This window comes from Helicobacter cinaedi PAGU611, assembly GCF_000284635.1.
Classification (GTDB): Bacteria; Campylobacterota; Campylobacteria; order Campylobacterales; family Helicobacteraceae; genus Helicobacter_C; species Helicobacter_C cinaedi.
This window is the reverse complement of record NC_017761.1, coordinates 173,393-198,916: the sequence shown is the minus strand read 5'-3', so window position 1 is coordinate 198,916 and position 25,524 is coordinate 173,393. Positions and strand designations below refer to the sequence as shown.

Below are 25,524 nucleotides of genomic sequence, written 5' to 3'. Positions count from 1 at the left end.
GCTATTTCATGGATTACCTCTAACTATATAAGTTTGAAGCAAATACAAGCATAATAAAAGTGATTTTTATGTAGAATTCCGCCTTTTATTACATTTTATTTTCACAAAGGAGTTATCGTGTTTGACACACTCACAAGCTCATTTAAAGGCATTATTAACAAAATCCGCTTTGCTGATGATGAAAAATCGCTTCAAAGGGCGTGTGATGATCTGAAAAAGACTTTATTAAAAAATGATGTGTATCACAAAGCTACAAAACAGATTATCCAAGAAGTGAGCCAACGCACCAAAAGCAATGGCATAGGCAAACAAAGCTTTATGAATGCCCTTCAAGAATCTTTAAATGAGATTCTAAAATCCAAAAAAAGCTATGGGATTAGCTTCTCACCAACGCCGCCTAGTGTGATTTTGATGATGGGTTTGCAAGGAAGCGGTAAAACAACTTCAAGTGCCAAACTCGCCCTTTATCTTAAACAAAAAGGTAAGAAAGTTTTGCTTGTGGCGTGTGATTTGCATAGACTCGCAGCCATTGAGCAGCTTAGTCAATTAGCCGCAAGTATTGAAGTGGATATTTTCACACCAAATCAAAGCTCAAAGCCTGAAAATGCTGTGCAAGTAGCCAAGGAAGCCAAGCAAAAAGCAACAAACACACATTATGATGTGGTTATCATAGATAGTGCGGGACGCTTAAGTATTGATGAAGCTTTAATGCAAGAGCTTTTAGAAATTAAAGATTCTATTAACGCCACAGAATGCCTGTATGTAGCCGATTCTCTAAGCGGACAAGATGGAATCCGCTCCGCACAAAATTTTAATGAAAAAATTGGCATTGATGGGGTGATCCTTTCAAAATTTGATAGCGATAGCAAAGGCGGGATTGCCCTATCTATCGCCTATCAAATCGGCGTTCCGCTGAAGTTTATAGGAAGCGGAGAGAAAGTAGCGGATTTTGATGTGTTTGTGCCTGAACGCATTATCTCTCGTCTTATGGGAGCGGGGGATATTGCAGGATTAGCGGAAAAAACCGCAAGTGTCATCAATCAAGATGAAGCTAAAAGCATAGCTAAAAAAATCAAAAAAGGGCAATTTGGCTTTGAAGATTTTATTAATCAAATTGAAAATGTTAAAAAGCTAGGCTCAATGAGTTCCATTGCCTCAATGATTCCCGGGCTTGGCGGAATGGCAAGTGCGTTAAAAGATGTGGATTTAGACAAATCAAATGAGATTAAAAATATCCGTGCAATGGTAAATTCTATGACAAAAAAAGAAAGAGAGAATCCCGATTTACTCAATGGCTCAAGACGCAAGAGAATAGCCCAAGGCAGTGGCTTGGAAGTGAGCGATATAAATCGCATTATTAAGCAGTTTGATCAAGCGGCAAAATTAGCTAAAAAACTTTCACAAAAGGGCGGTATGCAGGAGCTTATGAGTATGATGGGCAATATGCGTATGCCAAAATAATCGTGCTTTAAGCAAAACACATTATAATTCCAGCTTTTTAAAAGCAATTATGTTAAGGAGCAAAATATGGCAACAGTGATTAGACTTACTAAAATGGGGCGTAAGAAAAAGCCTTTCTATCGTATCGTAGTTACAGATTCACGCAAAAAACGCGATGGTGGCTGGATAGAATCTCTTGGTTATTACAATCCTTTGGTTGAACCTGCACTTGTCAAATACGATGCACAACGATTAGAGTATTGGAAAAGCGTTGGTGCAAAGATGAGTGAAAGAGTAGCTAAACTGACTTCAAAATAAAGAAGCGATGATGGTTGAAGATTTTGTCAAAGAATATGCAAAAAAGATAGCCAACAATCCAGAGGCGATAGAGATTAAGCTTGAGAATCTAGAAGACAATACTTGTGAAATTACTATTTTTGCTGATCCTCAAGATGTCGGGCGTTTGATTGGACGCGATGGCAAAATGGTAGGCTCTTTAAAAACTTTCATTTCAGGCTTAAAAGCTAAAGATGGGAAAAATTATAGAATCGCCATTCAAGCCCATTGAATCTAAACTCATCACATAATGGAACATTCAAATAAAAATTGCCTACTTTTAGTTGCTAAAATTGGGCGGCTTGTAGGCGTAAATGGAGCGTTGAAACTTCACATTATGAGCGATTTTCCCTCCATTTTTGCCCCACAGGCGACTTTTTATCTACAATCCCCAGCTCAAATATCTTTTAATCAATCTCCAAACGCCCAAGCCACACTTGATACAATCCGCATTCACTCATTTGACACAACAAAGAATCTTGTGATTTTTCAAGGCTATGAAAGCAGAGAGAGTGCCGCAAAGCTAATCAATTATGAGCTTTACTCCACATTGACAGAAAGCAAAAAGATTCTAAAAAAAGGCGAAATCTTATGGCAGGAACTCATAGGCACGGCTATTAGCGACACCACGGATACAAAACAAAGGAATCTTGGCGTTGTGAAAGATATTGAGCGTATTGCTAAGATTGACTATTTTCTTATCCAAACGCACACAGAGCTTATCTCCCAAGGGCTACCAAAGCAGTTTTATATCCCAAATATCAGCCAATATGTCCTTAGCATTAGCACAGACTGCATAGCAACACAAAACGCCTTTTTACTCCTGCAAGAAAGCTAAGGGGGCAAAATGCATTTTTCATTTTTGACCCTTTTTCCCGCACTCATTGAATCTTACTTTACAGATTCTATTCTTAAACGCGCCATTAACGCCAACCTCATCAGTATTGAGACCATCAATATCCGTGATTATGCCTTTGATAAATACCAAAAGGTTGATGAGCCGCCAATCAGCGGTGGGGCAGGACAAGTGATGAGAGCAGATGTATTAAGCAGAGCATTAGCGCCACTTAAAAGTTCCCATATTATCTTTCTAAGCCCTTGTGGCAAACCTTTTAACAATAATGACGCTAAACGCCTAAGCCAAGAATCTCATATAAGCTTTGTATGTGGGCGATATGAGGGCTTTGATGAACGCGCCATAGAAATGTATGCTGATGAAGTCTTTAGCATAAGCGATTGTATTCTCACAGGTGGGGAGCTTCCAGCCCTTGTGCTATGCGATAGTATTGCAAGGCAGATTCAAGGTGTGCTTGGCAATACAGAATCTTTGCAGGGGGAGAGCTTTGCGGAACATTTACTTGAAGCACCAAATTTTGCTAAAAGTCCGCCATTTACCACAAGCCCAAATGAAAATTTACAAAATTTAGCTGTGCCTTCAGTGTATTCAAAGGGAAATCATAGTAAAATCGCCGACTTAAAAAAACGCTTGGCGATATGCAAGACAAAATATTTTAGACCGGATTTGTATCAAACATACCGCGTTTTAGCCCATATTTCAACCGGGCGGATAGCAAAAAAGCATACCCAAAAAGAAAGGACAGCCTATGAGAAATAGATATATTGAGAGCTTCAATAAAGCACAGATCGGCGAGAGAAAAGTGCCACAATTTAAAGCTGGAGACACACTCCGCCTAGGCATAAAGATTCAAGAAGGCGATAAGAGCAGAATCCAGCACTTTGAAGGTGTGTGCATTGCCATACGCGGAAATGGTGTAGATAGGACATTTACAACAAGAAAAATGGGTGCAAACAACATCGGTGTGGAAAAAACTTTCCCACTTTATAGCGAGAGTTTGGATAGCATAGAAGTATTGCGTATTGGTCGTGTCCGCCGTGCTAAACTCTACTACCTACGCACAAGACGCGGTAAAGCTGCGAGAATCAAAGAGCTTCGCAAATAACTCTTTCTCCTTAACTGATTCCCAGATTCAGTTTTAATCCCTAAATTGATAATGCATTTTTGGGGATTTTTTTGTTAAAATGCCACTTTTGCAAGAATCTAATGAGATTCTTAGTCTTATAGGAATTTTTACAAAAGGGACATTATGTTTGACTTCACGCTAGATTATAAAGAACAGCAATTTTTTGGATTCCAGCGATTTTGCTTGTTTATAGGGCTTGGATTTATTGTGCTTTTTTCTTTATTTTGGAGAGTTTATAATATCCCAAACATCCCTACTTGGCTTGCACCCATTGGAATTGCAGCAGGAGTTATGCTTCTTTCACAAAAAGGACGATTTGCTAAAACCGGTATGCTTATGGGCTATGCATGGCTTATGGTGTGCTTTATCTACTCTTTACTCTTTTTTAGCTCACTTATTGAAGTAAAAGACATAGAGATTACATTTTTCCTTGCAGAGATAGAATCTTTTCTCTATACGCAAGGCTTCATCACGCCAGAAGATATGAATGAGCTAGGGCTTATTTCACTTCAATCCTACATACACAATGTCTTTTTATCCGCTCATATCGGTGGGCTAATCTACTCTGCCCTTGGGCTTATGCTTACAATTTTGCACTCCACACAAAAGATTTTACCCCTGCTTTTTGTGGGCTTTAGCTTAAGCTTACCGCTTGTGTGCTATATAGCCACCTTTTTTGTGTGGGTATAGAATCTAGCTTGTATGCGTTGTGGCAAGGAGTGTGTAGCTCATCACCATTTTATTAAGCCCAGATTCTACAAGCTCCACACACCGTGCGTAAAATAAGGCAATATCATCATTTGGGATATGCAACGCACACAGCATTATGCTATGTAAAATATGCGAGATACTCCCTTCAAAAAGCACTCCCACAAATGGCTGTTCTGCCACTTTCTTAAGGCTCAAAGCCTGAATCTTATCAATCCTTTCAAAAAGCTCCCTTTTCCCACGCACACTCACTTTCATCGCTTGTAAAATAGCCTCTTTATACGCTTTCACTTCGCTTATATGGCTATCTGTGCTACTTAGCACCTTGTGTTTATCCTTACACATATAGCCCTTAAGCTCCGCTATGGCTTTAGCTTTATCCACTTTGGCTAAATCAAACTCATCTGTCTTGGCAGAGCGACTTCCGCGAATATATGCTCCCTCGCCCAGATTCAATACAAGCCTTGGAGTAAAAACTTCAATCGCCTTACTCATCATCGCAGCAGAGAGTGAAAATAACGCATCAGCATAGACTTCGCATTCCGCATTGCCCTGCACACGATAGGCATTTTTTGGAATCTCACTTTGCTCATCACCATAAAACGAGCCTTTAGCGTGTTTTGTCCGCCCCTTGATATACCCACAATCTAGCCCACAAATCAGCACCTCTTCGCCCAATAAACACGCAAGGGCAAATCCCGCATTCCCCACATAAGGTGCGGCAAACTCCACCACACTCTTTGTCCTGCCAAAATACGCACTCGCACTGCCCCCACGCATAAACATATACGCTTCCTTAGCAATGCTTAAAGCACTTGGCTGCACCATATTCCCACAAAACAGTGTTGTGTCCCTCAAAGGCGCAGATTCTAAAACACCTTTAAGATAGTCAATCCGCTCAATTTCAATTTGAAAATCTGGCTCAATCCCTGTATTTTTGAGTGGCTTTAACGCCGTCCCACAGCTAAAAATAATCATTCTATCCATATTTGCTTTGATAAATGGCAAAAGAGAATCTAAACTCGCCCCATTACCTACAACGCATATTGGCACATTCAGCCTTTGTGGCAAATGCAAAATGGGATAGGGCAGAATCTCACTCTTGCTAAGATTGCAAAAGGTATTTTTCACCCCTATCATCTCATCATCAAAGCTCCCCCAACCTCTTGAATTAATCGCATAAGCCTGTGCGACATTATCCCTAACAGCTTCAATCTTTGGGCTATCATAGAGCTGCAATTCTAGGCGGAGAAAATTATTTGTAATGCGTCTTTGCGTGAAGTAATTTTGCACAAAATCCTTATGCAACAAATCCTTGACAAAAAGGTAGCAAGAACGATCACTCACAGATTCAAACAAAAGGGGATAATCCACAAAATAAAGCGAGATTCTAAATAAATCAATATCTTCTTCAAAAAGTAGCAGTGAGTGAAAAAAATAGCCCTTTTCAAGTAAAAACTGCAAAAACATACCGCCCAAAAGCCCAAAAAATGTACTGCTAGGCAGGAAGTTGTTGGGGAGATGAAAGCGATTGCTCCCACTAAACTCATTTTGCATAAGCTCAATTATGGGGTTACAAATATCAGCCGTAAGCGGGATTTTTTGCGAATCTAGCTTATGCAGGGCTAGATGATTGGTATAAAGGCTAAAGGCGGGATTATTTAAAGGATTTTCACTCAAGCTTAGATTTTGCTCTATCATCGTGTGCTTGGCATTTTCAACCGGATAGACAAAGCTATTATTTTGTATATCAATGATATTAAGCTCATTATCCTCACAATAAAGCGTGTATTGACTAGGTTTAGCTTGGAGTTCATTGTAAAGCTTGGGATTAAGGGTTGAGAAAAAGTCCATATTAATCGCATATCGCTTGGTGATATAGGCGTTAAGCAGACTTAAATCGCCACTTTGTGCGATATGTAAAAGTGTGGGGGTTTGCTCTTTCATCTTTATTTTTGCCCTTTTAAGCCCTGAATCTCAAGCTTTAAGTCTAGAATTTAGCTTCAAGATTCTAAGATTCTCTCCTACAAAATCTCTGCGCGTCCATTTTTCATCACAACCAAATCTTCAATTCTTACGCCAAATTCATTGGGGAGATAAATGCCCGGCTCAATGGAAAAAACCATATTATCTTCAATCCTATCCTCACTCAAGCGTGAAATACGCGGCAGCTCGTGTATGTCTAAGCCCACGCCGTGTCCCGTGCTATGGACAAAATACTTCCCATAGCCACTTTTTTCAATCTCAGCTCTTGCAAGTGCGTCAATCTCCTTGCCGCTCATACCGCTTCTTGCCTTGCTTATGGCCTTTTCTTGAGCCTTTAACACAATATCATAAATCTTGCTATGAAGCTTATTTTTAAACTTCTGCTCCTTACCAAAATGTATATCTTTGCCCACAGCAGCTGTTCTCGTCATATCCGAGCAATACCGCTTATATTTAACCCCCGCATCAAAAAGCAAAATATCATTCTTTTTTAAAATACATTTAGTAGAAGGCAGTGCGTGAGGTTTTGCTCCATTCTCATTAATGCCAACAATAGGATCAAAGCTCAAATCATACCTACCAAAATTGCTTAGAATCTGCTTAGCTTGATAATACAGCTCTTTTTCATTCGGGGTTTGTTTTAGAATCTTAGCAACATATTTAGCAAAGGCTTTGAAGGCTTTTTTGTTAAGCTTTTGTGAAATGGCAATGAGGGTAATTTCTTTCTCACTCTTACAGATTCTTAGTTGCTGATGAAAGTTTGGTTTTGAGATAAGCTCACATTTTATCGCACTAAGAGATGAAAGGATCTTCTCATACATCGCCACATTCAGCTCTTGGGGATTAAATATAATCTGCTTTAGGCTAAGCCTACTGACTATGCCGAGCAAACTCTGAATAAAGTCATTTGAATCTATCACTTCTGTGTGCTTATTGCAAAACTGCTTTGCTTCAAGGGTGTAGCGGGAATCTGTAATGAAAAATCGCGTATCCTCCACACGCACGACAATAGCATTATCACAGCTAAAGCCACACTCATAATATTGTGCGTTTTCATCAAGGATAAAATAAGGTTGCATCATTTTTGCTGTGCATGATCGGCTTGTTGTGCTTTGTAGGCTTGCACTTCATTTGCAATTTGCAAGATTCCCATTAACGCTAAATGATAGCCAAAAGCACCAAATCCCGTGATTACCCCAGCACTCACAGCCCCCGTATAGCTTTTACTCCTAAACTCCTCTCGTGCGTGGATATTGCTAATATGCACTTCAATCACAGGCACACCACAGCTTGCTATCGCATCAGCAATAGCAATGGAAGTGTGTGAAAATGCCGCAGGGTTGATAATCACGCCGACATACTCTCCGCCTATACACTCCTGAAGTTTATCAATAATCTCGCCTTCAAAATTACTTTGGAAAAACTCTAAACTTGCGTTGTTTTGTTTAGCTTGATTTTGAAGATTTGTGTGAATTTGCTCAAGTGTGAAATTTCCATAAATATGTGGCTCTCTATGCCCTAGTATATTGAGATTTGGTCCTTGTATCACTAAAATTTTCATATTGCTCCTTTTGCCTCTAAAACAAGATAAAACCCCACATTATAGCTAAAAATAGGCATATTTGTAAAACTTTAAGCAAAAATTTATTATAATCTCCGCTCTTCTCACACAAAGAATCCCAAAAGATAGTATATACAATCCCTAGACTCAAGCAACTAGGGCTATCTTAAAGCCACAACGGCAGGGGCAATCCACACACAATAGGAGCTAGTGTTTATGGAAAAGATTTTAGATATTATTGATTTAATTGCGTATGACAAGGGGCTAGATAATGGCGTGGTTTTAGAGATTGTCAAAAATGGCTTAATCAAAATCGCACAAGAAGAGATTAATCCCCTTTATCACTACATTGTTGAGCCAGATGTAAAAGAGCGGATATTAAAGCTTTTTTACCGCAAAAAAGTCTGTGCTGATGATGTAAAACTCACAGAAGAAGATTTAGCTACTTCAATCCCCTTGTCTCAAGCTAAGGAGTTTGGCGATGTGAGTGTAGGCGATGAGCTAGATTGTGAATTGCAGCTTGATGAGATGAGCCGTGGAGCAATCAACAAGCTTTTTTTGAATCTTGAATACAATTTGCAACGCTCCATTGAAGATCAGATTCTACAAGGCTTTCGCGCCCAACTTGGCAAAATCGTCAATGGGCAGGTTGTGGGTGTTGATGAGCGTGGCAATACCTTTGTAGAAATCGATTCTATCCGTGCCCTGCTACCGCAGAAAAATCGCATAAAGGGCGAGAGTTTCAAGGTTGGCGATACCATTCGTGCGGTGCTAAAATTTGTTGGCATTAACAAAAATGGGCTACAAGTGGAGCTATCTCGCACCACGCCAAAATTTTTAGAAGAGCTTTTAGCGTTAGAAGTCCCAGAGATTAAAGATAATGAAGTAATGATTTTTAAAAGTGCGAGAATCCCCGGCGATAGAGCAAAGGTAGCGGTATATTCCAATAATCCTAGAATTGATACTATCGGTTGCTGTGTGGGTGTAAAGGGTGTGCGGATAAATGCAGTCAGCAAAGAGCTAGCAAATGAAAATATTGACTGCGTAGAATATCACAGCACACTAGAGATATTTATCGCTAAAGCCTTGACGCCTGCTCAAATCCTAAGTGTAAAAATACAAGAGCAAAATATAGAGCAAAGTGAGCGTGAAAATATGGAGGGCGAAAAAGAGAAAAATGAAAGAAAAAAGGCTATCGTGCTGATCAAAAGCGATCAAAAAAGCAAGGCTATCGGCAAGGGGGGTGTGAACATCCGCCTTGCAAGTATGCTATGTGATTGCGATATTGAACTATGCGAGATTGACACGCCAAATACGGGGGATTCCAAAGCAGATTCTAATGCGGATTCTAATACCACAACTCCAAGTGAAAACACGGCACAAAAAAGCGGACTAGACGCCCTTAGCTCACTCTTTAAAAATTAGATTCTAATTCGGTAGCTTACGCTCCTTTGCGAGATTTAACTTAATACGCTTAAAAGCGCACCTTAAGTGAGAGCCACTTACAAATCTGTTGGATACCAGATTCCAACTTCCACATTCTTATAAGAATCCTTCTCACTTTAACTAATTCTCAACAAGTTTATCTTATAATTCCCCCACTTTTTTTAAGCCTCAAATTTTATAAACACAAAGGATTTACAATGAACTTTACACATCTTCACTTACATACAGAATATTCCTTGCTTGATGGGGCAAATAAGATTAAAAACCTTGCTAAACGCATTCGTGAGCTAGGTATGGAATCTGTGGCAGTTACTGATCACGGCAATATGTTTGGGGCGTTAGATTTTTATGTGAGTATGAAAGAAGAGGGGCTAAATCCCATTATCGGTATGGAGGCGTATATCCACAATGGCGATGAGCTGAATGATAAAAGCATAAAGCAGCGATTCCATCTCTGCCTTTTTGCGAAAAATGAAGTGGGCTATAAGAATCTAATGTATCTTAGCTCTCAAGCCTTTATCAATGGCTTTTATTATTACCCGCGTATCAATAAAAGGCTTTTAAGGGAAAGAAGTGAAGGGCTTGTGTGCTCTTCTGCGTGCTTACAAGGTGAAGTGAATTGGCAGCTAAATACGAATAATCCTCGCAATGTGCAGTTTGGGGCAAAGGGCTATGAAATGGCAAAAGAAGTTGCCCTAGAGTATAAGGATATTTTTGGGGAGGATTTTTACCTTGAGATTATGCGACACGGCATAAATGATCAGCTTTTTTTAGATGAGCAGATTCTAAGACTTGGCAGGGAGCTAGATATTAAAGTCATTGCGACAAATGATACGCACTACACTTTTCAAAAAGACGCTAAAGCACAAGAAATCGCAATGTGCGTGGCTATGGGCAAAACGCTCAATGACAAAGACAGACTAAAGCATTCGGTAAAAGAATTTTATGTTAAATCCCCACAGCAAATGGCACAGCTATTCCTTGATGTGCCTGAAGTGCTAGAAAACACACAAGAAATCGCACAAAAATGCCGCCTAAATCTCAATCTAAAAAATATTGAGATAAAAAATAAGCACACCGGAGAAGTGATTTTAGAGCATTCCCCTGCCACTCCGCCAAACTTTAAAAGAACGCAAGAATACGCTAAGAAAGAGAATCTCCCGCAGATTCTCAACTGCGAATTAGAATCTATTGACGATGCGGCTTATTTTGCTTTCAAATGTAGGGAGGGCTTAAAGGAGCGATTAGAGCATATCGCTGAATCTAAGCACCAAACTTACAAGGATCGATTAGAGCGAGAGATAGAGATTATCAACTCTATGAAGTTTCCGGGCTATATGCTGATTGTATGGGATTTTGTAAATTTTGCTAAACAAAATGGCATACCGGTAGGTCCCGGGCGTGGCTCGGCAGCGGGAAGCCTTGTAGCCTACGCACTTAAGATTACAAATATTGATCCACTCAAATATGATTTGCTTTTTGAGCGATTTTTGAATCCAGAGCGGGTGAGTATGCCTGATATTGATATGGACTTCTCTCAAGAGCGTCGACAAGAGCTTATAGAGTATGTTTCAAACACTTATGGGAAGTTTAATGTCGCCCAAGTCGTTACTTTTAACTCGCTTTTGGCTAAAGGTGTGATACGCGATGTCGCACGCGTGCTTGATATGCCCCTTAAAGATGCCGATGGCTTTGCTAAACTTATCCCAAATGAGCTTGGCATTACACTCACTAAACAAGCAGGCAAAGATGGTAAGGAAAAAGATGGTGCGTGGGAGAAAGAGCCAAAGATAAAAGAGCTTGTGGAGAGAAATCCTTTGGCTAAGCAGGTGTGGGACTATGCCGTGTTGCTAGAGGGGCTAAAGCGAAATACAGGGCTTCACGCGGCGGCTATTGTGATAGATTCTAATGATGAGCTATGGAATAAGGTGCCGCTTTATACAAATGATAAGATGAATGGCGTAGCAGTGCAGTATTCAATGAATTGGCTTGAGCCGGTTGATTTGATTAAATTTGACTTTTTGGGATTAAAGACGCTTGATGTGATAAGTGATGCGATTAAACTAGTGAAAAAACGCTATGGTGTGGATATTGACTTTAGCACAATGGATATGGAAGATTCTAAAGTCTATGAGACAATCCAAAGCGGCAGCACACTAGGACTCTTCCAAATAGAATCTGAAGGTATGCAAGCCCTAGCCAAAAGGCTAAAGCCGAGTAATTTTGAAGATATTATAGCAATGCTTGCTCTCTATCGCCCCGGACCTATGGAATCTGGTATGCTTGATGACTTTGTCAATCGCAAGCACGGCTTAGCGAGCATCACTTATGCTTTTAATGCATTAGAGCCGATTTTAAAGCCAACTTATGGTGTGATTGTTTATCAAGAGCAGGTTATGCAAATCGTGCAAACTATCGGTGGATTTTCACTCGGTGGGGCGGATTTGGTGCGAAGGGCAATGGGGAAAAAGAAGCTAGATGAGATGTTGCGACTAAAAAAAGAATTTGCCGATGGGGCGGAGAAGCAGGGCTACAATCGCACTAAGGCAGAGGACTTGTGGGAGCTTATTGTTAAATTTGCTGGATATGGATTTAATAAATCTCACTCTGCGGCTTACGCGATGATAACCTATCAAACCGCATATTTAAAAACCTACTACGAACACGAATTTATGGCAGCAATGCTGACAAGCGAGACACGCAAAGTAGAATCTGTGGCAAAATATATCAATGAAGTAAAATCACTTGGCATTGAGATAATCCCACCACATATTAATATTTCTGAAAATGACTTTGGTGTGGGTGAGTTTGATGGGGTGAAAAAAATCATCTTTGGGCTAAGTGCGATTAAGGGCTTAGGCGAATCACCTATTGAAAACATCATCACAGATCGAGAAAAAAATGGCGAGTATAAAAATGTAGAGGATTTTATCGCAAGGGTTGATTTTTCAAAAATGACAAAACGCTCTTTAGAGCCGCTTATTAAATCTGGTGGGCTAGATGGGCTTGGATTTTCCCGCCATACAATGCTTGAAAACATTGACTTGCTTTGTGATAAGGGGCGTGAAAAGGATAAGGCACACGAGATGATGAGCAATTCCCTTTTTGGAGAAGGTGGCGTGGAAATCAATGTGCATTTGCCTATCCAAGATAAGCCTGAATATGACATACGCACTTTGCTTGATTATGAATATGAATGTATGGGAATCTACATCTCCGGACATCCGCTTGATGATTTTAAAGAGAAGCTAGATAAGATTAAAGGTGTGGTTAAGAGTGTTGAGCTAGAGGATTTAGAGCTTAACTCCACTTGTATGCTTGTAGGAAAGATTTTAGATATTAAACGAAAAATCAGCAAAAAAACTGGCAAACCCTTTGGGACAATTGACTTTTTGGACTATGGGGGGAAAATTGAATTTATGGTATTTGAAAAGCACCTTGAGATTCTAGAGGGGCTGAATCTAGATAATCCTTTGGTGTTGAAGTGTAAGATTGAAGAGCGTGAGGAGCGACTCAATGTTAGGATTCTAGAGATTTTTACCTTTGAACAAGCCGTGACAGAAAAGCCCATAGAACCAAAGTATAAAACCAAACAAAGCGAAGATGAAAGTCAAAAAATTATCCCCCTTGATATGCGACCAAGTGAGCTTGATGTCTGCACACCTTTGTGCGTGGTAGTGGATAGCTCTTGTGTGGAGAATGGAATCTTAAAAAAGCTTAAAGCTCATTCCCAAAGCCTTAAAGGCAAAAGGGAATTGCGACTAAAGATTAAAAATGATAACTCTGGCTATACATTTGTCAGTCAAATTTTGGTGCATTCAAGCATTAAAGAGGCTTTCAAAGAGTTAGAATGGCAAGAATAGGGGTGTTAGTTTAAGTTTAAGCTAAAAAAATAAGGAGTTTGTATGAAATCTATAAAAAGCAAGGTTATAGCTTTTGGGATTTTTGGAGCATTAATGGTAGGCTGTGGGCAAGATTCACAAAAAGAGATTATCGCAAAATGGAATCTTGTCTCTCTCAATAGCAATGGCACGGAAATCAGTTTAGATGAGCCTGAAAATCCTGCGTTTGCAACTTTTGATGGAAGTAAACTGAATGGCAATGCTGGGTGCAATGCTTTCTTTGGAAACTATACTTTGAAAGACAAAATGCTTGTGGTTGAAGGTGTGGGTATGACACGCAAAATGTGTGATGAAAAAAGTATGGCAATAGAGGATAGCCTGATTAAAGTATTTGCCGATGGCTCAAGTGAGCTAAGCATTAACGGCGATACACTTATCATTCAGAAAGAGAATACAAAAGCGACATTTAAGAAATAATTTAGCATTGTAGAATCCGCTTAGATTCTACAAATCCCCACATTTTCTGCTTTATTTTACTGCCCCAAAAATATTTTTCCAACTGCCAAAAACGCTTTGGCAAGTTCATTTTTAAATGTAAAAATAATGCTTGAAATGGTAAGAAAGAGCACCACAAAGGCAATGGCGATTTTCACAGGAAAACCGATGGCTAGGAGATTAAACTGCGGGTGCGTTTTCATAATCATTCCAAAAATAATATCTGAAAGCAAAATAATGGCTAAAATAGGAAAAGCCATAGAAAAGCCCACAGCAAAGATATTCCCAAATGCCTTAATAAAATACTCCACACTCTTTGGCTCAAAGACAAAGCCCCCAAGCGGTGTAGCTTGAATACTATGCGAGATAATAAGAAAAATAGTGTGATGAAAATCCAAACTCAAAGCAATAAGCAAACCCAAAATGGCTATAAGCTGGGCTACTATGGGCTTTTGCGTGCCGCTAACTGGATCATAAGCACTTGCCATTGTAAGCCCCATAGTAAAGCTTATAAGCTCCCCACCAAAACTTAGCATTGCAAAAACAATCTGCAAACAAACAGAAGCCAAAAAACCTAGCAGAATCTCAAAAAGTGCAGCAAATAAAAACTCTACCATACTCATATCAGGCAAAGTATAAGACGCTAAAGGATAAAATGCCACGCTCATAAAAAACACCATTGCTGCACGGACATTGATGCTGATAAGCTGATTATCAAAAAAAGGGAAAAACGCAAACACCCCGCTAAATCGCACCACAAGCAGCAAAAACACAGCAACACTATTTGGCTGCGTGATATAGGCTACAAGCTCCATTCTTAGTCTTTAAATTCTTGGTATTGCAGTTGAGCTTGTTCTAGGATTTCTTGTGCATCTTTGAGATAACGCATACCACTTTCATATAAAGCAAGAGATTCTTTAAGCGTAACCTCTTGTGAGTTAAGCTTATTTAACACAGCCTTAGCCTTTTCTAGCATAGTTTCAAACTCATCTTCTTGCGATTCTTGCGGAATTTGTGAATCTTGTGAATCTAAATTGAGTAAAACTTCTTCTGCCATATCCTGCCCCTTAGCCTATCCGTGATAATTTGGTGCTTCTTTGGTAATATCCACATCATGCACATGAGATTCTCTAAGTCCCGCTGAAGTAATCTCCACAAACTCCGCCTTCTCCCACAATGTCGCAATATCCTTGCTTCCCAAATAGCCCATTGATGATTTAAGCCCACCGATAAGCTGATGCACCACATCGCCCACTTTTCCGCGATAAGGCACTCTGCCCTCAACCCCTTCAGGCACGAGCTTATCTTGGGCTGTGCCTTCTTGGAAGTATCTATCGGCACTACCACGAGTCATTGCCCCCATACTGCCCATACCGCGATAGCTTTTATATTGCCTACCTTGATAGATGATAAGATCACCCGGGGATTCTTCTGTGCCGGCTAAGAGACTGCCTATCATCACACACGATGCCCCAACGGCTAAGGCTTTGGCAATATCGCCAGAATATTTTATGCCTCCATCGGCAATCAGTGGGACATTATGCTTTCTTGCCACTTCCGCACAAGATTCTATGGCTGAAATTTGTGGCATACCCACACCGGCTACAATACGCGTGGTGCAGATACTTCCCGGACCTATGCCGACTTTCACGCCATCTGCCCCAGCATTGATTAAATCCCTTGTGGCTTCAGGCGTTACGACATTGCCTACTACCACATCAATGGCAAGTTTTGATTTAATCATCTCCAAAGTCTTTAACACATTAATGGAATGCCCGTGTGCTGAATCTAGCACCAACACATCAGCCCCAGCATTTGTCAAAGCCTCTGCTCTATCAAACTGCTTTACACCAATAGCAGCACCCACTTTTAACCGCCCAAAGCTATCTTTACACGAGTTTGGATACTCTATCCTTTTTTGAATATCCTTAATGGTAATTAGCCCCTTTAATGTGTAGTTTTCATCAACAATAGGGAGCTTTTCAATCCTGTGCTTATGCATAATCTCCTTAGCCTCTTCAAGCGTTGTGCCAACCTTAGCCGTGATAAGAGAATCTTTTGTCATCAAATCCCCAACGCGTTTGTTTAAATCCTGCTCAAAGCGGACATCGCGGTTGGTTAAGATTCCAATAAGTTTGCCATACTCATCAACAACAGGCACACCAGAGATTTTATAATTATCCGTAATCGCCTTGGCATCGGCAAGCGTGTTATCCGCACGAATATAAATAGGATCAACAATCACGCCACTTTCACTTTTTTTCACGCGTTTAATCTGCTCTACTTGTGAGGCAATGTCCATATTTTTATGAATAATGCCAATGCCCCCAAGTCTCGCCATAGCAATAGCAGTGCAAGATTCTGTAACGGTATCCATTGCCGCACTCACAAGGGGGATATTAAGCGAAGTATTCTTACTTAGCATTGTTTGAGTGCTGACATCTTGGGGGAGAATCTCCGAATACGCCGGAATAAGCAAAACATCTTCAAAAGTTAGGGCTTTTTGTCGTATTTTCATTTTTCAAATCCTTTCATTTTTTTGAATCCGCGTAAGAGTTTTGTGTAGTCTCAATTTTGTAGTTCTTTTTCCAAGCCATAGGCGATATTAAGGATTGTCTGCTCCTCAAACTTCCCACCGATAAACTGCATTCCCACACTTAAGCCTTCAGCATTTTTCATTGTAGGGATACATATCGCAGGAAGCCCAGCAAGATTTACCCCAATAGTATAAATATCACTCAAATACATTTCAAGCGGAGAGTGAGAAGTGCCAAATTTTGGCGGTAGAGTTGGCGCAATGGGGAGTAAAATACTATCGCATTCATTCAAAATCGCTTCATAATCAGCACAAATCTTTTCTCGCACTTTTTGGGCTTTAAGATAATACGCATCATAATATCCACTGCTTAGCACAAAGCTCCCAAGCAAAATCCGCCTTTTGACCTCATCGCCAAAATACTCACTCCGCGTATTCAAATACACTTCTTTGAGATTCTCCGCCTTTGCCCTTGTGCCATATCGCACCCCATCAAATCGTGCAAGGTTGGAACTTGCCTCAGCCGTGCAGATGATATAGTATGCCGAGATATGATAACGCGTATCTAGCATAGACTTCTCCACAATGCTATGCCCCATAGATTCTAGAATCTTAATAGTTTGATAATACGCATCTTGCACTTCTTGTGTCGCATCTTTAAGAAAATCTTTTAACACAGCAATTTTATAGCGTTTATTAGAATCTAAATCCCTAAAAGTATGTAATGCAGGGAGATTAGCACTTGTAGAATCTAAATTATCATAGCCACTAATGGCATCTAGCAAAAGGGCAGCATCTTCTACATTTTGCGTAATTGGTCCTATTTGATCTAAGCTTGAGCTATACGCCACAAGCCCATAACGACTAACCCGCCCATAGCTTGGCTTTAGCCCCACACAGCCACAAAATCCAGCCGGTTGTCTAATAGACCCGCCTGTATCACTCCCCAAAGAGGCAATAGCAAGTCCGCCCACCACCGCCGCAGCACTGCCGCCACTACTTCCACCGGGGACACGAGAGGCATCAAGGGGATTTTTCACTCGCCCATAACAGCTAGATTCTGAAGTGCTACCCATAGCAAATTCGTCCATATTTGCGCGTCCAAAACCACACATTTTATTTTTATGAAGTTTTTCTATCACAGAGGCATTGTAAGGGGAGATATAGCCTTTTAAAATCTTGCTTCCACAAGTGATTTCCCAACCCTTCACATTAATATTATCTTTTATAAGAATTGGCACACCACTTGTTTGGCTCTCCATTATCTCGCCGATATAGGCATTTAGCTCCATATTTTGCTTGAGCTTTTCTCTTATATCTCGCTTAATTTCTTTGAGTTCATATTCGCTTTTTGTGAGTGCTTCTTTGAGTGTTATCATTATCTCTCCTTATAAGAGTGGGATTATAGAATCTTCTTGCTTTAAAACAGCTATAACTCGCTCAAATACACCTTTTTGAGAAAGCTAAGTTGTGAAGTGGTATGCAATAAAAGCATATCCGCAATGACAAGAGCCACCATAGATTCAGCCACCACACTGCCACGCACCGCTACGCAAGGATCGTGTCGCCCTTTAATCTTGCATACCTGTTGCTTACCATTGACATCAAGCGTGTCTTGGGGCAGAAAAATGCTCGGTGTGGGCTTAAAATGAGCCTTTACTCTCACAATATTGCCATTGCTAATACCGCCTAGAATCCCGCCGCTATGATTTGTTTTAAAGCCTTTTTTATCCATTTCATCATTATGTTCATTGCCATATTGTGTGCTTGATAAGATTCCATCGCCTATTTCCACTGCTTTGACTGCATTTAGTCCCATAAGTGCTTCTGCGATTGCCCCATCAAGCTTATGATAAAGTGGCTCTCCTAAACCGACAGGCAACCCACTTGCCTCTATCAAAGCCACGCCACCCACACTATTATGTGCGTTTTTCGCAGATTCTATAAGGGCTTTTTGGGCGTCTTCTTTTTGCTTATCAAGGGCGTAAATCTCACTATTTTTGGCGTATTCAAAATCAAATTCACCGCCTACAACATCGCCGATGGAGCAGATTCCACTTCTTACTTGTATATTAAATTCTTGCAATAAAAGCTTAGCAATTGCCCCAGCGGCTACTCTTGCAGCACTCTCTCTGGCTGAGCTTCTCCCACCACCGCGATAATCTCGCAGTCCATATTTTTTAAAATATGTAAAATCAGCGTGTCCGGGACGGAAAATGTCTTTAATATTATCATAATCGCTACTCTTGCTTGAAGTATTAGCTATCCATAAGCATATAGGTGTGCCTGTGCTAATGCCTTCAAACACACCACTTAGAATCTGCACCTTATCGGCTTCTTTGCGTTGGGTAGAGAAGCGATTAAGCCCCGGAGCGCGTCTTTTCATCATAGATTCTATAAAGGCTTCATCTATTTTTAGCCCCGCAGGAAGTCCATCAATCACACAGCCTATACCCTCGCCGTGAGATTCTCCAAAAGTAGTTATACGCAAGGCTATACCAAAAGTATTCATCATCTCTCCTTATCATTGTTTTGATGATTATTTTTGTATAGGGCAGAGATTTTTTCATAAGCAATTTGAGCGGATTTTTGCTGGGCATCTTTTTTTGAGCTACCTTTTGCCCTTGCGTATTCCACCCCATTGACACTTAGGGCAATTTCAAAGCTTTTTTGATGATCAGGTCCGCTTTCACTCACAAGCGTGTAAGTTGGAATCTCCCCAAAAATCGCTTGTGTAAGCTCTTGCAAAGCAGTCTTATAATCTGTAAAAAGTGAGCGTAAATCAATCTTGGCATAATTTTGCTCTAAGAGTTTTAACACAATATCTTTAAGAAATGCCAGTTCAGATTCTAAATAAATCGCACCCATCAAGGCTTCAAAGGCATTTGAAAGGATAGAGGCTTTTTCTCGCCCTTTATTATGCTCTTCACTCTGTGAGATATGCAAAAATGCTCCCAAATCAAGCGATTTTGCAAGTTTCATAAAGCCCTTTTCATTGACAATACACGCTCGCAACTTGCTTAACTCACCCTCCTTAGCACTAGGAAATTTTCTAAATAAAAACTCCCCCACAAGCAAGTCAAGCACCGCATCACCCAAAAACTCTAGCCGTTCATTATTATAGGCATTCTTACAGCTTTTATGCGTAAGGGCTTCAAGCAGGAGCTTTTTATCTTTAAAAGTGTAACCAAGTGTTTTTTCAAGGGCTTGAGCGTTTTTTGGGGGATTATACTTTGGCATTGCTATCCTTTTATTAGAATCTTACTGCTTCATCTTTTGCCATCACATCTTTTGCCGCTTGTTTAGCTAGGCTATCACACAGCTCATTTTGTGGATGTCCGGCGTGTCCTTTCACCCAATGGGCTGTAACACTATGTAGTGAAGAAACTTGTAAATAGCTCTGCCACAAATCTACATTTTTGACATTTTTAAAATCTTTTGCCACCCAATTTTTAAGCCACGAGTTAATCCCATCACACACATATTTAGAATCACTATACAAATCCACAACACAAGGCTCTTTGAGTGCTTTTAGAGATTCTATTACCGCAAGGAGTTCCATTCTATTATTTGTTGTATATGGCTCTCCACCACTTAGAATCTTTTGCTTATCCTTAAAGCATAAAATCCCACACCAACCCCCCGCTCCGGGATTGCCTAAAGATGAGCCATCACAATAAAGGGTAACTTGCTTCATCTCTTACCTTTTGGACTTTGTAAATCACATCGCTATTAAGCAGCTCCCCACAAGAAGAGCAACGAGCATTTTCAAAAGGGAAAATCTGCTTACAACTATGGCAGCGATACTCAAAGCTTAGTGTGGCTTTAAGATTTGAATGCTGATGTAAGATTCTCATATTTTCTAGCTCAAAAATATCACAAACTTTAGAATCTACTATCCACCCTTTAGCCCGATACACATCACGAATCTGCTTATGTGTGATTTGCTCTAGTGGCACATCTTTACGCTCAAACCCCCATAAAATATCAATATATTTTGCGATATTTTCACTCTTCTGCACTCTCTCCCAAAAGAGTGAAAAACTCACGCTTTTAAAATATTGCAAAATCATCTTTTCAAGCTTTGGCTCTTTGCTCTTTAGCTCATCTAGCTTTTGAATCTTGCTTATAAGCGGGACATTGTGTTGATTAATAAGTAGCAGGGCATACAAATAGGCTTTGTTTAAACTCAGTGTATGAAAAAAATGCTCCTGTGTAGAATCTTTTATATAATCTTGTGATGGAGAAGCACAATCATAAATCTCTTCAATACACTCAAGTGCGTCAATGGCATTTTTATACTCATTCAAGCTCTCATAAGTTCGCAGAAGATAACGCAACACTTGCGGATTTCTAGGATAGTTTTTTAAAATCTCTAAAAAAATGCTTTTTGCCCTTTGTAAAAATCCGGCGTTATAATACGCCCTGCCCAAATCCTGCAGAATCTCAATTCTTGCTTCCGTGTGAGAGTGCTTAAGATTTTCTAGTATGCTAAGATAAATTTTAATCGCTTCTTGTGTATTGCCACTTTGGATATACGCATTTGCGATAAATTGCAATGTGGGAATGGGATTTTGACATAGGGCTAAAAACTCTTCAACGCCTTCAGTTAGCCCAACAAACTCATAAGACTTGGCAAGATTCTGCAAAGACTTATCTTTTTGCTTTTGCTTATAACGATTGCGTCCATAATCAATTAAAGCGACACTCGCCACAATGGCAACAAAAATCAAAATGCCAAAAAGTGGGTCTGCATAAGGAAGCATATTATTCTCTAAGCGTTATGATATTGGCACTAGAGCGGATTTTATTAAAATGTTCAGTGATGATACTTTGCTCTTTTTGTGCCATTATTTTTTGATTGATGAGTGGTTTTGCCTCATCAAAACTTATAGCTTTCTCGCCCAAACGCTCCTTGACCAAAAAGCTCACAAAGCTGTTGCCACCGGTTGTAAGCACGGGGGTAAATTCATTATTTGGCGTATTAAGAAATACTTGAGCAATTTGTGGGCTAAGCGAAGAAAGCGAGATTGTTTCATTTATCTTTTGCACCCCTTGAATCGTAGCCTTTGGTGATTGTATGGCGTTTTGTAAATTGCCTTCATTCTGTGCTGTGTATCTTACCACACGCACCGATGAGGGGAGTAAAAATTCCTTTTTGTGCTTTGTGTAGTAGCTTAATAGCTCATCTTCACTTGAAATACTGATGTTTGAAGCAAGGATTCTTTGCATAAGCTCTTTAGTTTGCAACTGCTTTTTGATTTTATTGCGATATTCCTGTAAAGTCGTGCCATCACGCGTAACCTTAGCAAGCAAAGCGTCTTTGCTAAGGTTAGCATTTGCAGCGATTTGAGAAATCTCCTCATCAATCTTAAACTCATCAATGCTAATCTTAAATCGCTCTATCTCATCATCTTTTAATCGCTCATTAATCAGCATATCAATAGCGGCTTTTTTGGAGATTTTCATTTGCGTTTGAAGTTTGCTGATTTCACTCAGTGTAATAGCGTGTCCATTGACGCGTATCGCCACACCTGCGATAATTTCAGCCTGTGAAACCAACACGCACAGACATAAAAAACATATAATTTTTTTCATCTCTATCCTTTTTGTATCTTTGGAAAACTTTGTGCCATTCTAGCACATTCAAAGCAACCCCAAAGCAACAAGGGAGATTCTAGCTTATCTAGCCTTGTGAGATATTGTTATATTGAGTGGTAAAACAATCACTTCTGGCGTAAAATCACTATACATTCCCTATGGTGCGTATGCGGAAACTGATCAAAAAGTCCAAAATGTAAAATATTATGGCTTTGTATGAGTGTTTGTAAATCTTGCAAAAGTGTGTGTGGCTTGCACGAAACATACACAATGGTGTTAAATTGTTGCAAAAAATGCAGAATCTTTAGCTCATTTACCCCACTTCTTGGCGGGTCAATCAGCACACAATCAAAGCTAAAGCGTTTTATGTCAATGCCCCTTAGCCTAAAAAACTCTCTTTCCCCACTTAATGCCACTTGCGTTTCAAGGGCATTTAACCGCACGGGCGTGATATTTTCACAAAAATTTTGCTCCATATTTTGCTGTAAAAGTGAAATGGCAGACTTCACCACTTCAGTGGCGAGAATCTGCCTAAAAACCCCGCTTAAAGCAATGCTAAAATTCCCACCACCACAATACAGCTCAAGCATATCGTTATCAGGCTGTGGATAGAGTGCCTTAAGATGAGTGATGACAAACTCAAGCATTTTTGTATTGATAAAAGGATTAGGCTGTGAAAAGCTAGATTCTTGCTTGAAAAAAGTATAGTTCTGCTTTTGCTTGGAATCTGCAAAAAGCCTTAAACTCTCACGCACACAAGAATCATAATCAAAATCGCCCACAAGTATCTTTTGATTTTTAGCCCTGCCGATGATATGTGCAGTAGCATTTAATGCTGTATGCAGTCTATCACGCATATTTTGAGCCTTTTGCTCCCAGATAGAATCTAGCCTTTTGTGATAAATAAGTGAGATGATAATCTCTTGTGATTCTATGTTTGCTAGAAAATTACACGCATAAACTTTTGTGCGTAAAGTCTCATCTGCTTCTAAACTTTCAATCACAAGAGGCATAGCCTTTTGAATTATAGGAAGTAAAATTGGGCATTGCGTGATGGGGGTGCGATGATTTTTCTCTCTATTACTCATCGCAAAATGGATTCTGTTTTGTTCTGTGTAGAATCTAAACTCCGCCCTTGCTCTAAAGCCCCACTCCACCGAGTTATGAACGCTTAGATTTGCGGAAGAAAAACCATTGCTAGAAAAAAGGGAGCTAAACTCCTGCTGTGTTTGTTTGAGCTTAGATTCTAGCTGTTTTTCATAGGCTAAATCTAGCTCACAGCCACCGCATAGCCCAAAGTGCTGACATTTCATAATAAATACTTAAGCTAAGCTACTTAAAGCCCTGCACAAGATTCCCAATAAGCAGATTCCACCCATCAACCAGCACAAAGACTAGAATCTTAAAAGGCAGTGAAATCATAACCGGCGGCAACATCATCATACCCATTGCCATAAGCACGGAGCTTATCACCATATCAATGACTAAAAAGGGCAGATACAATAAGAATCCAATCCAAAATGCCGTCTTAAGCTCACTTATCATAAATGCCGGGATAAGCACAGTCAGTGGCACATCATCAACGGTTTGGGGATTTTCAAGGTTGCGGATTCTAAAAAAGAGTGCCAAATCCTTTTCACGCGTGTTTTTAATCATAAAATCCTTAAAAGGCACAATTGCCCGTTCAAACGCCTCATCATAAGAAATCTGCTTTTCTGTATAAGGCTTTATGCCAACTTCATAGCTTTTAGTCGCTACTGGCTCCATAATGAAAAATGTCAAAACAAGTGCAAGGCTGACTAAAACCTGTGTTGGTGGGGACTGCTGTGTACCTAAAGCAGTGCGTAAAAAAGCAAAGACAATGACAATGCGTGTAAAGCTAGTCATCACAAGCACAAGTGAAGGGGCAATCACAAGCAGTGTGATGATAAGGACGATATTGAGCGTTGCAACTAGCTCGGTTGGCTCTTGTGGTGCAGTCAGCGATAAATCCACGGAGGGCAACACTGGATTTTTAGGCAGCGAAGGAAGCGGAGCGATATTTGATGGGGCTGGAAGTGCTGGAGTGAGATTAGCGTTTGGAGAATCTGGGCTTTGTGGATTTGCGTAAGCAAGGGAGTAAATACAAAGCAAAAGCATAGCTATGAGTTTTTTCAAAAATTACTCCAAAAATGAAACTTAAGGGGCGTATTATAGGATTTAGTGTGTTAAAATTACATAAAAAGCATATTAAAAGGAGTGAAAATGAGTGTATCGGTGGTGATTTTAGCAGCTGGGGCTGGAACGCGTATGAAGTCAAACCTACCTAAAGTACTTCATAGAATCTGCGGTAAGCCTATGCTGTTTTATTCCATTGATGAAGCTTTGAATTTGAGCGATGATGTGCATATTGTGCTATTTCATCAAGAATCTTTAGTGAAAGAAAAGATTATAGAATCTTACCCAAAGGCGTGTGAAAGCGAGGCTTTGCATTTTCACATACAGGATTATGAAAATTATCCGGGTACTGGTGGGGCGATTATGCAAGGGGGCAGTGGGGAAAAAGCAAAACATTGCTTTGCGTATAAATATGAGCAGATTCTTATCCTTAATGGCGATATGCCCCTTGTGCGTAGCCAAACGCTTAAAAAGCTGTGTGAGAATCCCTCTAAGATTGTGATGAGTATTTTGCACCTTGAAAATCCAAACGGCTATGGACGCGTGATTTTAGGACATAATAAGGTGCAAAAGATTATAGAGCAAAAGGACGCTACGCAAGAAGAGTTAGCTATCAAAGATGTCAATGCTGGGGTGTATAAGATACATAAAAATATTTTAGAATCTTACCTGCCACTTTTGCAAAATAACAACAACCAAAAGGAATTTTATCTTACCGATGTGATTTTTTATGCAGGGCAAAATGGCGTTGAAGTAGCGGCAGTGCAGGTAGAAGAGCAAGAATTTATGGGGGTAAATTCTAAACTCCAACTCTCCTTGGCACAAGAAGTGATATTAAAGCGATTAAGAGATGCGGCTATGGAAGAAGGCGTGATTATGCACCTGCCCCATACGATTTATATAGAATCTGGCGTGAAGTTTAGCGGGGAATGTATTGTGGAACAAGGTGTGCAGATTCTGGGGAATTGCGAGATTATAAACTCTCATATCAAAGCCCATAGCGTGGTGGAATCTAGCGATATAGAATCTAGCGATATAGGACCTATGGCACATATCCGCCCAAAAAGTCATTTACAACACACACATATCGGTAATTTTGTGGAGACTAAAGCAAGTGTGTTGCGTGGGGTGAAAGCAGGGCATTTAAGCTATTTGGGGGATTGTGAAGCGAATGAAGGGAGCAATATCGGGGCTGGAGTGATAACTTGTAATTATGATGGTAAGCAAAAGCATAAGACAATCATTGGCAAAAATGTCTTTGTAGGCAGTGATGTACAGCTTGTCGCACCACTTGAAATTGGCTCAAATGTGCTTATTGGTGCGGGTAGCACGATAACAAAAGATTTGCAAGATGGGGACTTAGCCCTATCGCGCACACCGCAGAAAAATATCAAAGATGGTTATTATAAATTTTTTGATAAATAAGGAGTGGAT

Annotated in this window: 25 protein-coding genes; 11 read left to right on the top strand and 14 right to left on the bottom strand. The window is 40.1% G+C overall.

Annotated elements, in window-relative coordinates:
- Positions 1-117: 117 nt before the first annotated feature.
- From ffh to HCN_RS00885, 7 genes are all read left to right on the top strand, one after another.
- Positions 118-1,461: a signal recognition particle protein gene (gene ffh, locus HCN_RS00915; RefSeq protein ID WP_002957350.1), complete on the top strand. Its 1,344-nt coding sequence runs from the start codon at positions 118-120 to the stop codon at positions 1,459-1,461.
- A gap of 66 nt (positions 1,462-1,527) precedes the next feature.
- The gene (gene rpsP, locus HCN_RS00910) at positions 1,528-1,758 is read left to right on the top strand and encodes a 30S ribosomal protein S16 (protein WP_002957351.1); all 231 of its coding nucleotides are present in this window, start codon (positions 1,528-1,530) and stop codon (positions 1,756-1,758) included.
- Positions 1,759-1,768: 10 nt separating this feature from the next.
- Positions 1,769-2,008, top strand: a complete 240-nt coding sequence (locus HCN_RS00905) for a KH domain-containing protein (RefSeq protein WP_002957352.1) — start codon at positions 1,769-1,771, stop codon at positions 2,006-2,008.
- Between the two features lie 18 nt (positions 2,009-2,026).
- Positions 2,027-2,614 carry a ribosome maturation factor RimM gene (gene rimM / locus HCN_RS00900; RefSeq protein WP_014666269.1) on the top strand — a complete coding sequence of 196 codons (588 nt, stop codon included), beginning with the start codon at positions 2,027-2,029 and terminating at the stop codon, positions 2,612-2,614.
- Between the two features lie 9 nt (positions 2,615-2,623).
- Positions 2,624-3,391: a tRNA (guanosine(37)-N1)-methyltransferase TrmD gene (trmD, locus tag HCN_RS00895; protein WP_002957354.1), complete on the top strand. Its 768-nt coding sequence runs from the start codon at positions 2,624-2,626 to the stop codon at positions 3,389-3,391.
- Positions 3,381-3,737 carry a 50S ribosomal protein L19 gene (rplS, locus tag HCN_RS00890; protein WP_002957355.1) on the top strand — a complete coding sequence of 119 codons (357 nt, stop codon included), beginning with the start codon at positions 3,381-3,383 and terminating at the stop codon, positions 3,735-3,737. The genes trmD and rplS overlap by 11 nt, the downstream gene beginning before the upstream one ends.
- 144 nt (positions 3,738-3,881) lie before the next feature.
- Entirely contained in the window at positions 3,882-4,448 is a 567-nt protein-coding gene (locus HCN_RS00885) for a hypothetical protein (RefSeq protein WP_014666268.1), read from the top strand.
- Positions 4,449-4,451: 3 nt separating this feature from the next.
- On the opposite strand, the gene HCN_RS00880 is transcribed toward HCN_RS00885, so the two are convergent.
- The 3 genes from HCN_RS00880 to aroQ form a co-directional block, all read right to left on the bottom strand.
- On the bottom strand, positions 4,452-6,413 hold the full coding sequence (locus tag HCN_RS00880) for a 6-hydroxymethylpterin diphosphokinase MptE-like protein (RefSeq protein WP_014666267.1): 1,962 nt from the start codon (positions 6,411-6,413) through the stop codon (positions 4,452-4,454).
- 77 nt (positions 6,414-6,490) lie between these two features.
- Positions 6,491-7,534, bottom strand: a complete 1,044-nt coding sequence (locus HCN_RS00875; protein WP_014666266.1) for a M24 family metallopeptidase — start codon at positions 7,532-7,534, stop codon at positions 6,491-6,493.
- Positions 7,531-8,013 carry a type II 3-dehydroquinate dehydratase gene (gene aroQ, locus HCN_RS00870; RefSeq protein ID WP_014666265.1) on the bottom strand — a complete coding sequence of 161 codons (483 nt, stop codon included), beginning with the start codon at positions 8,011-8,013 and terminating at the stop codon, positions 7,531-7,533. The genes HCN_RS00875 and aroQ overlap by 4 nt, the downstream gene beginning before the upstream one ends.
- 216 nt (positions 8,014-8,229) lie before the next feature.
- On the opposite strand from aroQ, the gene nusA reads away from it, so the two are divergent.
- The 3 genes from nusA (at position 8,230) to HCN_RS00855 (ending at position 13,778) form a co-directional block, all read left to right on the top strand.
- Positions 8,230-9,438, top strand: coding sequence for a transcription termination factor NusA (nusA, locus tag HCN_RS00865; protein ID WP_014666264.1), 1,209 nt, complete (start codon positions 8,230-8,232; stop codon positions 9,436-9,438).
- 218 nt (positions 9,439-9,656) lie between these two features.
- The gene (gene dnaE / locus HCN_RS00860) at positions 9,657-13,322 is read left to right on the top strand and encodes a DNA polymerase III subunit alpha (protein WP_014666263.1); all 3,666 of its coding nucleotides are present in this window, start codon (positions 9,657-9,659) and stop codon (positions 13,320-13,322) included.
- A 42-nt stretch (positions 13,323-13,364) separates the two neighbouring features.
- The gene (locus HCN_RS00855) at positions 13,365-13,778 is read left to right on the top strand and encodes an META domain-containing protein (RefSeq protein ID WP_002957363.1); all 414 of its coding nucleotides are present in this window, start codon (positions 13,365-13,367) and stop codon (positions 13,776-13,778) included.
- Positions 13,779-13,834: 56 nt separating this feature from the next.
- Here the strand turns inward: HCN_RS00855 and fliR are convergent, their stop codons facing one another.
- From fliR to fliP, 11 genes are all read right to left on the bottom strand, one after another.
- Positions 13,835-14,611 carry a flagellar biosynthetic protein FliR gene (fliR, locus tag HCN_RS00850; protein ID WP_014666262.1) on the bottom strand — a complete coding sequence of 259 codons (777 nt, stop codon included), beginning with the start codon at positions 14,609-14,611 and terminating at the stop codon, positions 13,835-13,837.
- A 2-nt stretch (positions 14,612-14,613) separates the two neighbouring features.
- Positions 14,614-14,853 carry an exodeoxyribonuclease VII small subunit gene (gene xseB / locus HCN_RS00845; RefSeq protein WP_002957365.1) on the bottom strand — a complete coding sequence of 80 codons (240 nt, stop codon included), beginning with the start codon at positions 14,851-14,853 and terminating at the stop codon, positions 14,614-14,616.
- Between the two features lie 15 nt (positions 14,854-14,868).
- The gene (gene guaB / locus HCN_RS00840; RefSeq protein WP_002957366.1) at positions 14,869-16,314 is read right to left on the bottom strand and encodes an IMP dehydrogenase; all 1,446 of its coding nucleotides are present in this window, start codon (positions 16,312-16,314) and stop codon (positions 14,869-14,871) included.
- A 50-nt stretch (positions 16,315-16,364) separates the two neighbouring features.
- Positions 16,365-17,711, bottom strand: a complete 1,347-nt coding sequence (gene gatA / locus HCN_RS00835) for an Asp-tRNA(Asn)/Glu-tRNA(Gln) amidotransferase subunit GatA (protein WP_002957367.1) — start codon at positions 17,709-17,711, stop codon at positions 16,365-16,367.
- Between the two features lie 50 nt (positions 17,712-17,761).
- Positions 17,762-18,844: a chorismate synthase gene (aroC, locus tag HCN_RS00830; RefSeq protein WP_002957368.1), complete on the bottom strand. Its 1,083-nt coding sequence runs from the start codon at positions 18,842-18,844 to the stop codon at positions 17,762-17,764.
- A complete protein-coding gene (gene rnc / locus HCN_RS00825; RefSeq protein ID WP_014666261.1) occupies positions 18,844-19,572 on the bottom strand; it encodes a ribonuclease III in 729 nt (242 codons plus the stop codon). The genes aroC and rnc overlap by 1 nt, the downstream gene beginning before the upstream one ends.
- Before the next feature lie 13 nt (positions 19,573-19,585).
- Entirely contained in the window at positions 19,586-20,029 is a 444-nt protein-coding gene (gene rnhA, locus HCN_RS00820; protein WP_002957370.1) for a ribonuclease HI, read from the bottom strand.
- Entirely contained in the window at positions 20,004-21,098 is a 1,095-nt protein-coding gene (locus tag HCN_RS00815) for a tetratricopeptide repeat protein (RefSeq protein ID WP_002957371.1), read from the bottom strand. The genes rnhA and HCN_RS00815 overlap by 26 nt, the downstream gene beginning before the upstream one ends.
- A gap of 1 nt (position 21,099) precedes the next feature.
- On the bottom strand, positions 21,100-21,930 hold the full coding sequence (locus tag HCN_RS00810) for a peptidylprolyl isomerase (RefSeq protein ID WP_014666260.1): 831 nt from the start codon (positions 21,928-21,930) through the stop codon (positions 21,100-21,102).
- Positions 21,931-22,058: 128 nt separating this feature from the next.
- Entirely contained in the window at positions 22,059-23,246 is a 1,188-nt protein-coding gene (locus HCN_RS00805; protein WP_002957373.1) for a tRNA (uridine(54)-C5)-methyltransferase TrmA, read from the bottom strand.
- 19 nt (positions 23,247-23,265) lie between these two features.
- Positions 23,266-24,090: a flagellar type III secretion system pore protein FliP gene (fliP, locus tag HCN_RS00800; protein ID WP_014666259.1), complete on the bottom strand. Its 825-nt coding sequence runs from the start codon at positions 24,088-24,090 to the stop codon at positions 23,266-23,268.
- 87 nt (positions 24,091-24,177) lie between these two features.
- Between fliP and glmU the strand changes: the two genes are divergently transcribed.
- Positions 24,178-25,515 (top strand): bifunctional UDP-N-acetylglucosamine diphosphorylase/glucosamine-1-phosphate N-acetyltransferase GlmU, encoded by a 1,338-nt coding sequence (gene glmU / locus HCN_RS00795; RefSeq protein ID WP_014666258.1) that lies wholly within the window; start codon positions 24,178-24,180, stop codon positions 25,513-25,515.
- Positions 25,516-25,524 lie beyond the last annotated feature (9 nt).

Coding starts and splice junctions, on each gene's coding strand:
- fliR (WP_014666262.1), bottom strand. CDS start 14,611: ATGGAGCTTGTAGCCTATATCACGCAGCCAAATAGTGTTGCTGTGTTT.
- HCN_RS00905 (WP_002957352.1), top strand. CDS start 1,769: ATGGTTGAAGATTTTGTCAAAGAATATGCAAAAAAGATAGCCAACAAT.
- rnc (WP_014666261.1), bottom strand. CDS start 19,572: ATGCCAAAGTATAATCCCCCAAAAAACGCTCAAGCCCTTGAAAAAACA.
- HCN_RS00810 (WP_014666260.1), bottom strand. CDS start 21,930: ATGAAAAAAATTATATGTTTTTTATGTCTGTGCGTGTTGGTTTCACAG.
- HCN_RS00880 (WP_014666267.1), bottom strand. CDS start 6,413: ATGAAAGAGCAAACCCCCACACTTTTACATATCGCACAAAGTGGCGAT.
- trmD (WP_002957354.1), top strand. CDS start 2,624: ATGCATTTTTCATTTTTGACCCTTTTTCCCGCACTCATTGAATCTTAC.
- gatA (WP_002957367.1), bottom strand. CDS start 17,711: ATGATAACACTCAAAGAAGCACTCACAAAAAGCGAATATGAACTCAAA.
- HCN_RS00805 (WP_002957373.1), bottom strand. CDS start 23,246: ATGAAATGTCAGCACTTTGGGCTATGCGGTGGCTGTGAGCTAGATTTA.
- glmU (WP_014666258.1), top strand. CDS start 24,178: ATGAGTGTATCGGTGGTGATTTTAGCAGCTGGGGCTGGAACGCGTATG.
- HCN_RS00815 (WP_002957371.1), bottom strand. CDS start 21,098: ATGCTTCCTTATGCAGACCCACTTTTTGGCATTTTGATTTTTGTTGCC.
- rpsP (WP_002957351.1), top strand. CDS start 1,528: ATGGCAACAGTGATTAGACTTACTAAAATGGGGCGTAAGAAAAAGCCT.
- HCN_RS00855 (WP_002957363.1), top strand. CDS start 13,365: ATGAAATCTATAAAAAGCAAGGTTATAGCTTTTGGGATTTTTGGAGCA.
- xseB (WP_002957365.1), bottom strand. CDS start 14,853: ATGGCAGAAGAAGTTTTACTCAATTTAGATTCACAAGATTCACAAATT.
- HCN_RS00885 (WP_014666268.1), top strand. CDS start 3,882: ATGTTTGACTTCACGCTAGATTATAAAGAACAGCAATTTTTTGGATTC.
- nusA (WP_014666264.1), top strand. CDS start 8,230: ATGGAAAAGATTTTAGATATTATTGATTTAATTGCGTATGACAAGGGG.
- guaB (WP_002957366.1), bottom strand. CDS start 16,314: ATGAAAATACGACAAAAAGCCCTAACTTTTGAAGATGTTTTGCTTATT.
- aroQ (WP_014666265.1), bottom strand. CDS start 8,013: ATGAAAATTTTAGTGATACAAGGACCAAATCTCAATATACTAGGGCAT.
- HCN_RS00875 (WP_014666266.1), bottom strand. CDS start 7,534: ATGATGCAACCTTATTTTATCCTTGATGAAAACGCACAATATTATGAG.
- rimM (WP_014666269.1), top strand. CDS start 2,027: ATGGAACATTCAAATAAAAATTGCCTACTTTTAGTTGCTAAAATTGGG.
- rnhA (WP_002957370.1), bottom strand. CDS start 20,029: ATGAAGCAAGTTACCCTTTATTGTGATGGCTCATCTTTAGGCAATCCC.
- aroC (WP_002957368.1), bottom strand. CDS start 18,844: ATGAATACTTTTGGTATAGCCTTGCGTATAACTACTTTTGGAGAATCT.
- dnaE (WP_014666263.1), top strand. CDS start 9,657: ATGAACTTTACACATCTTCACTTACATACAGAATATTCCTTGCTTGAT.
- rplS (WP_002957355.1), top strand. CDS start 3,381: ATGAGAAATAGATATATTGAGAGCTTCAATAAAGCACAGATCGGCGAG.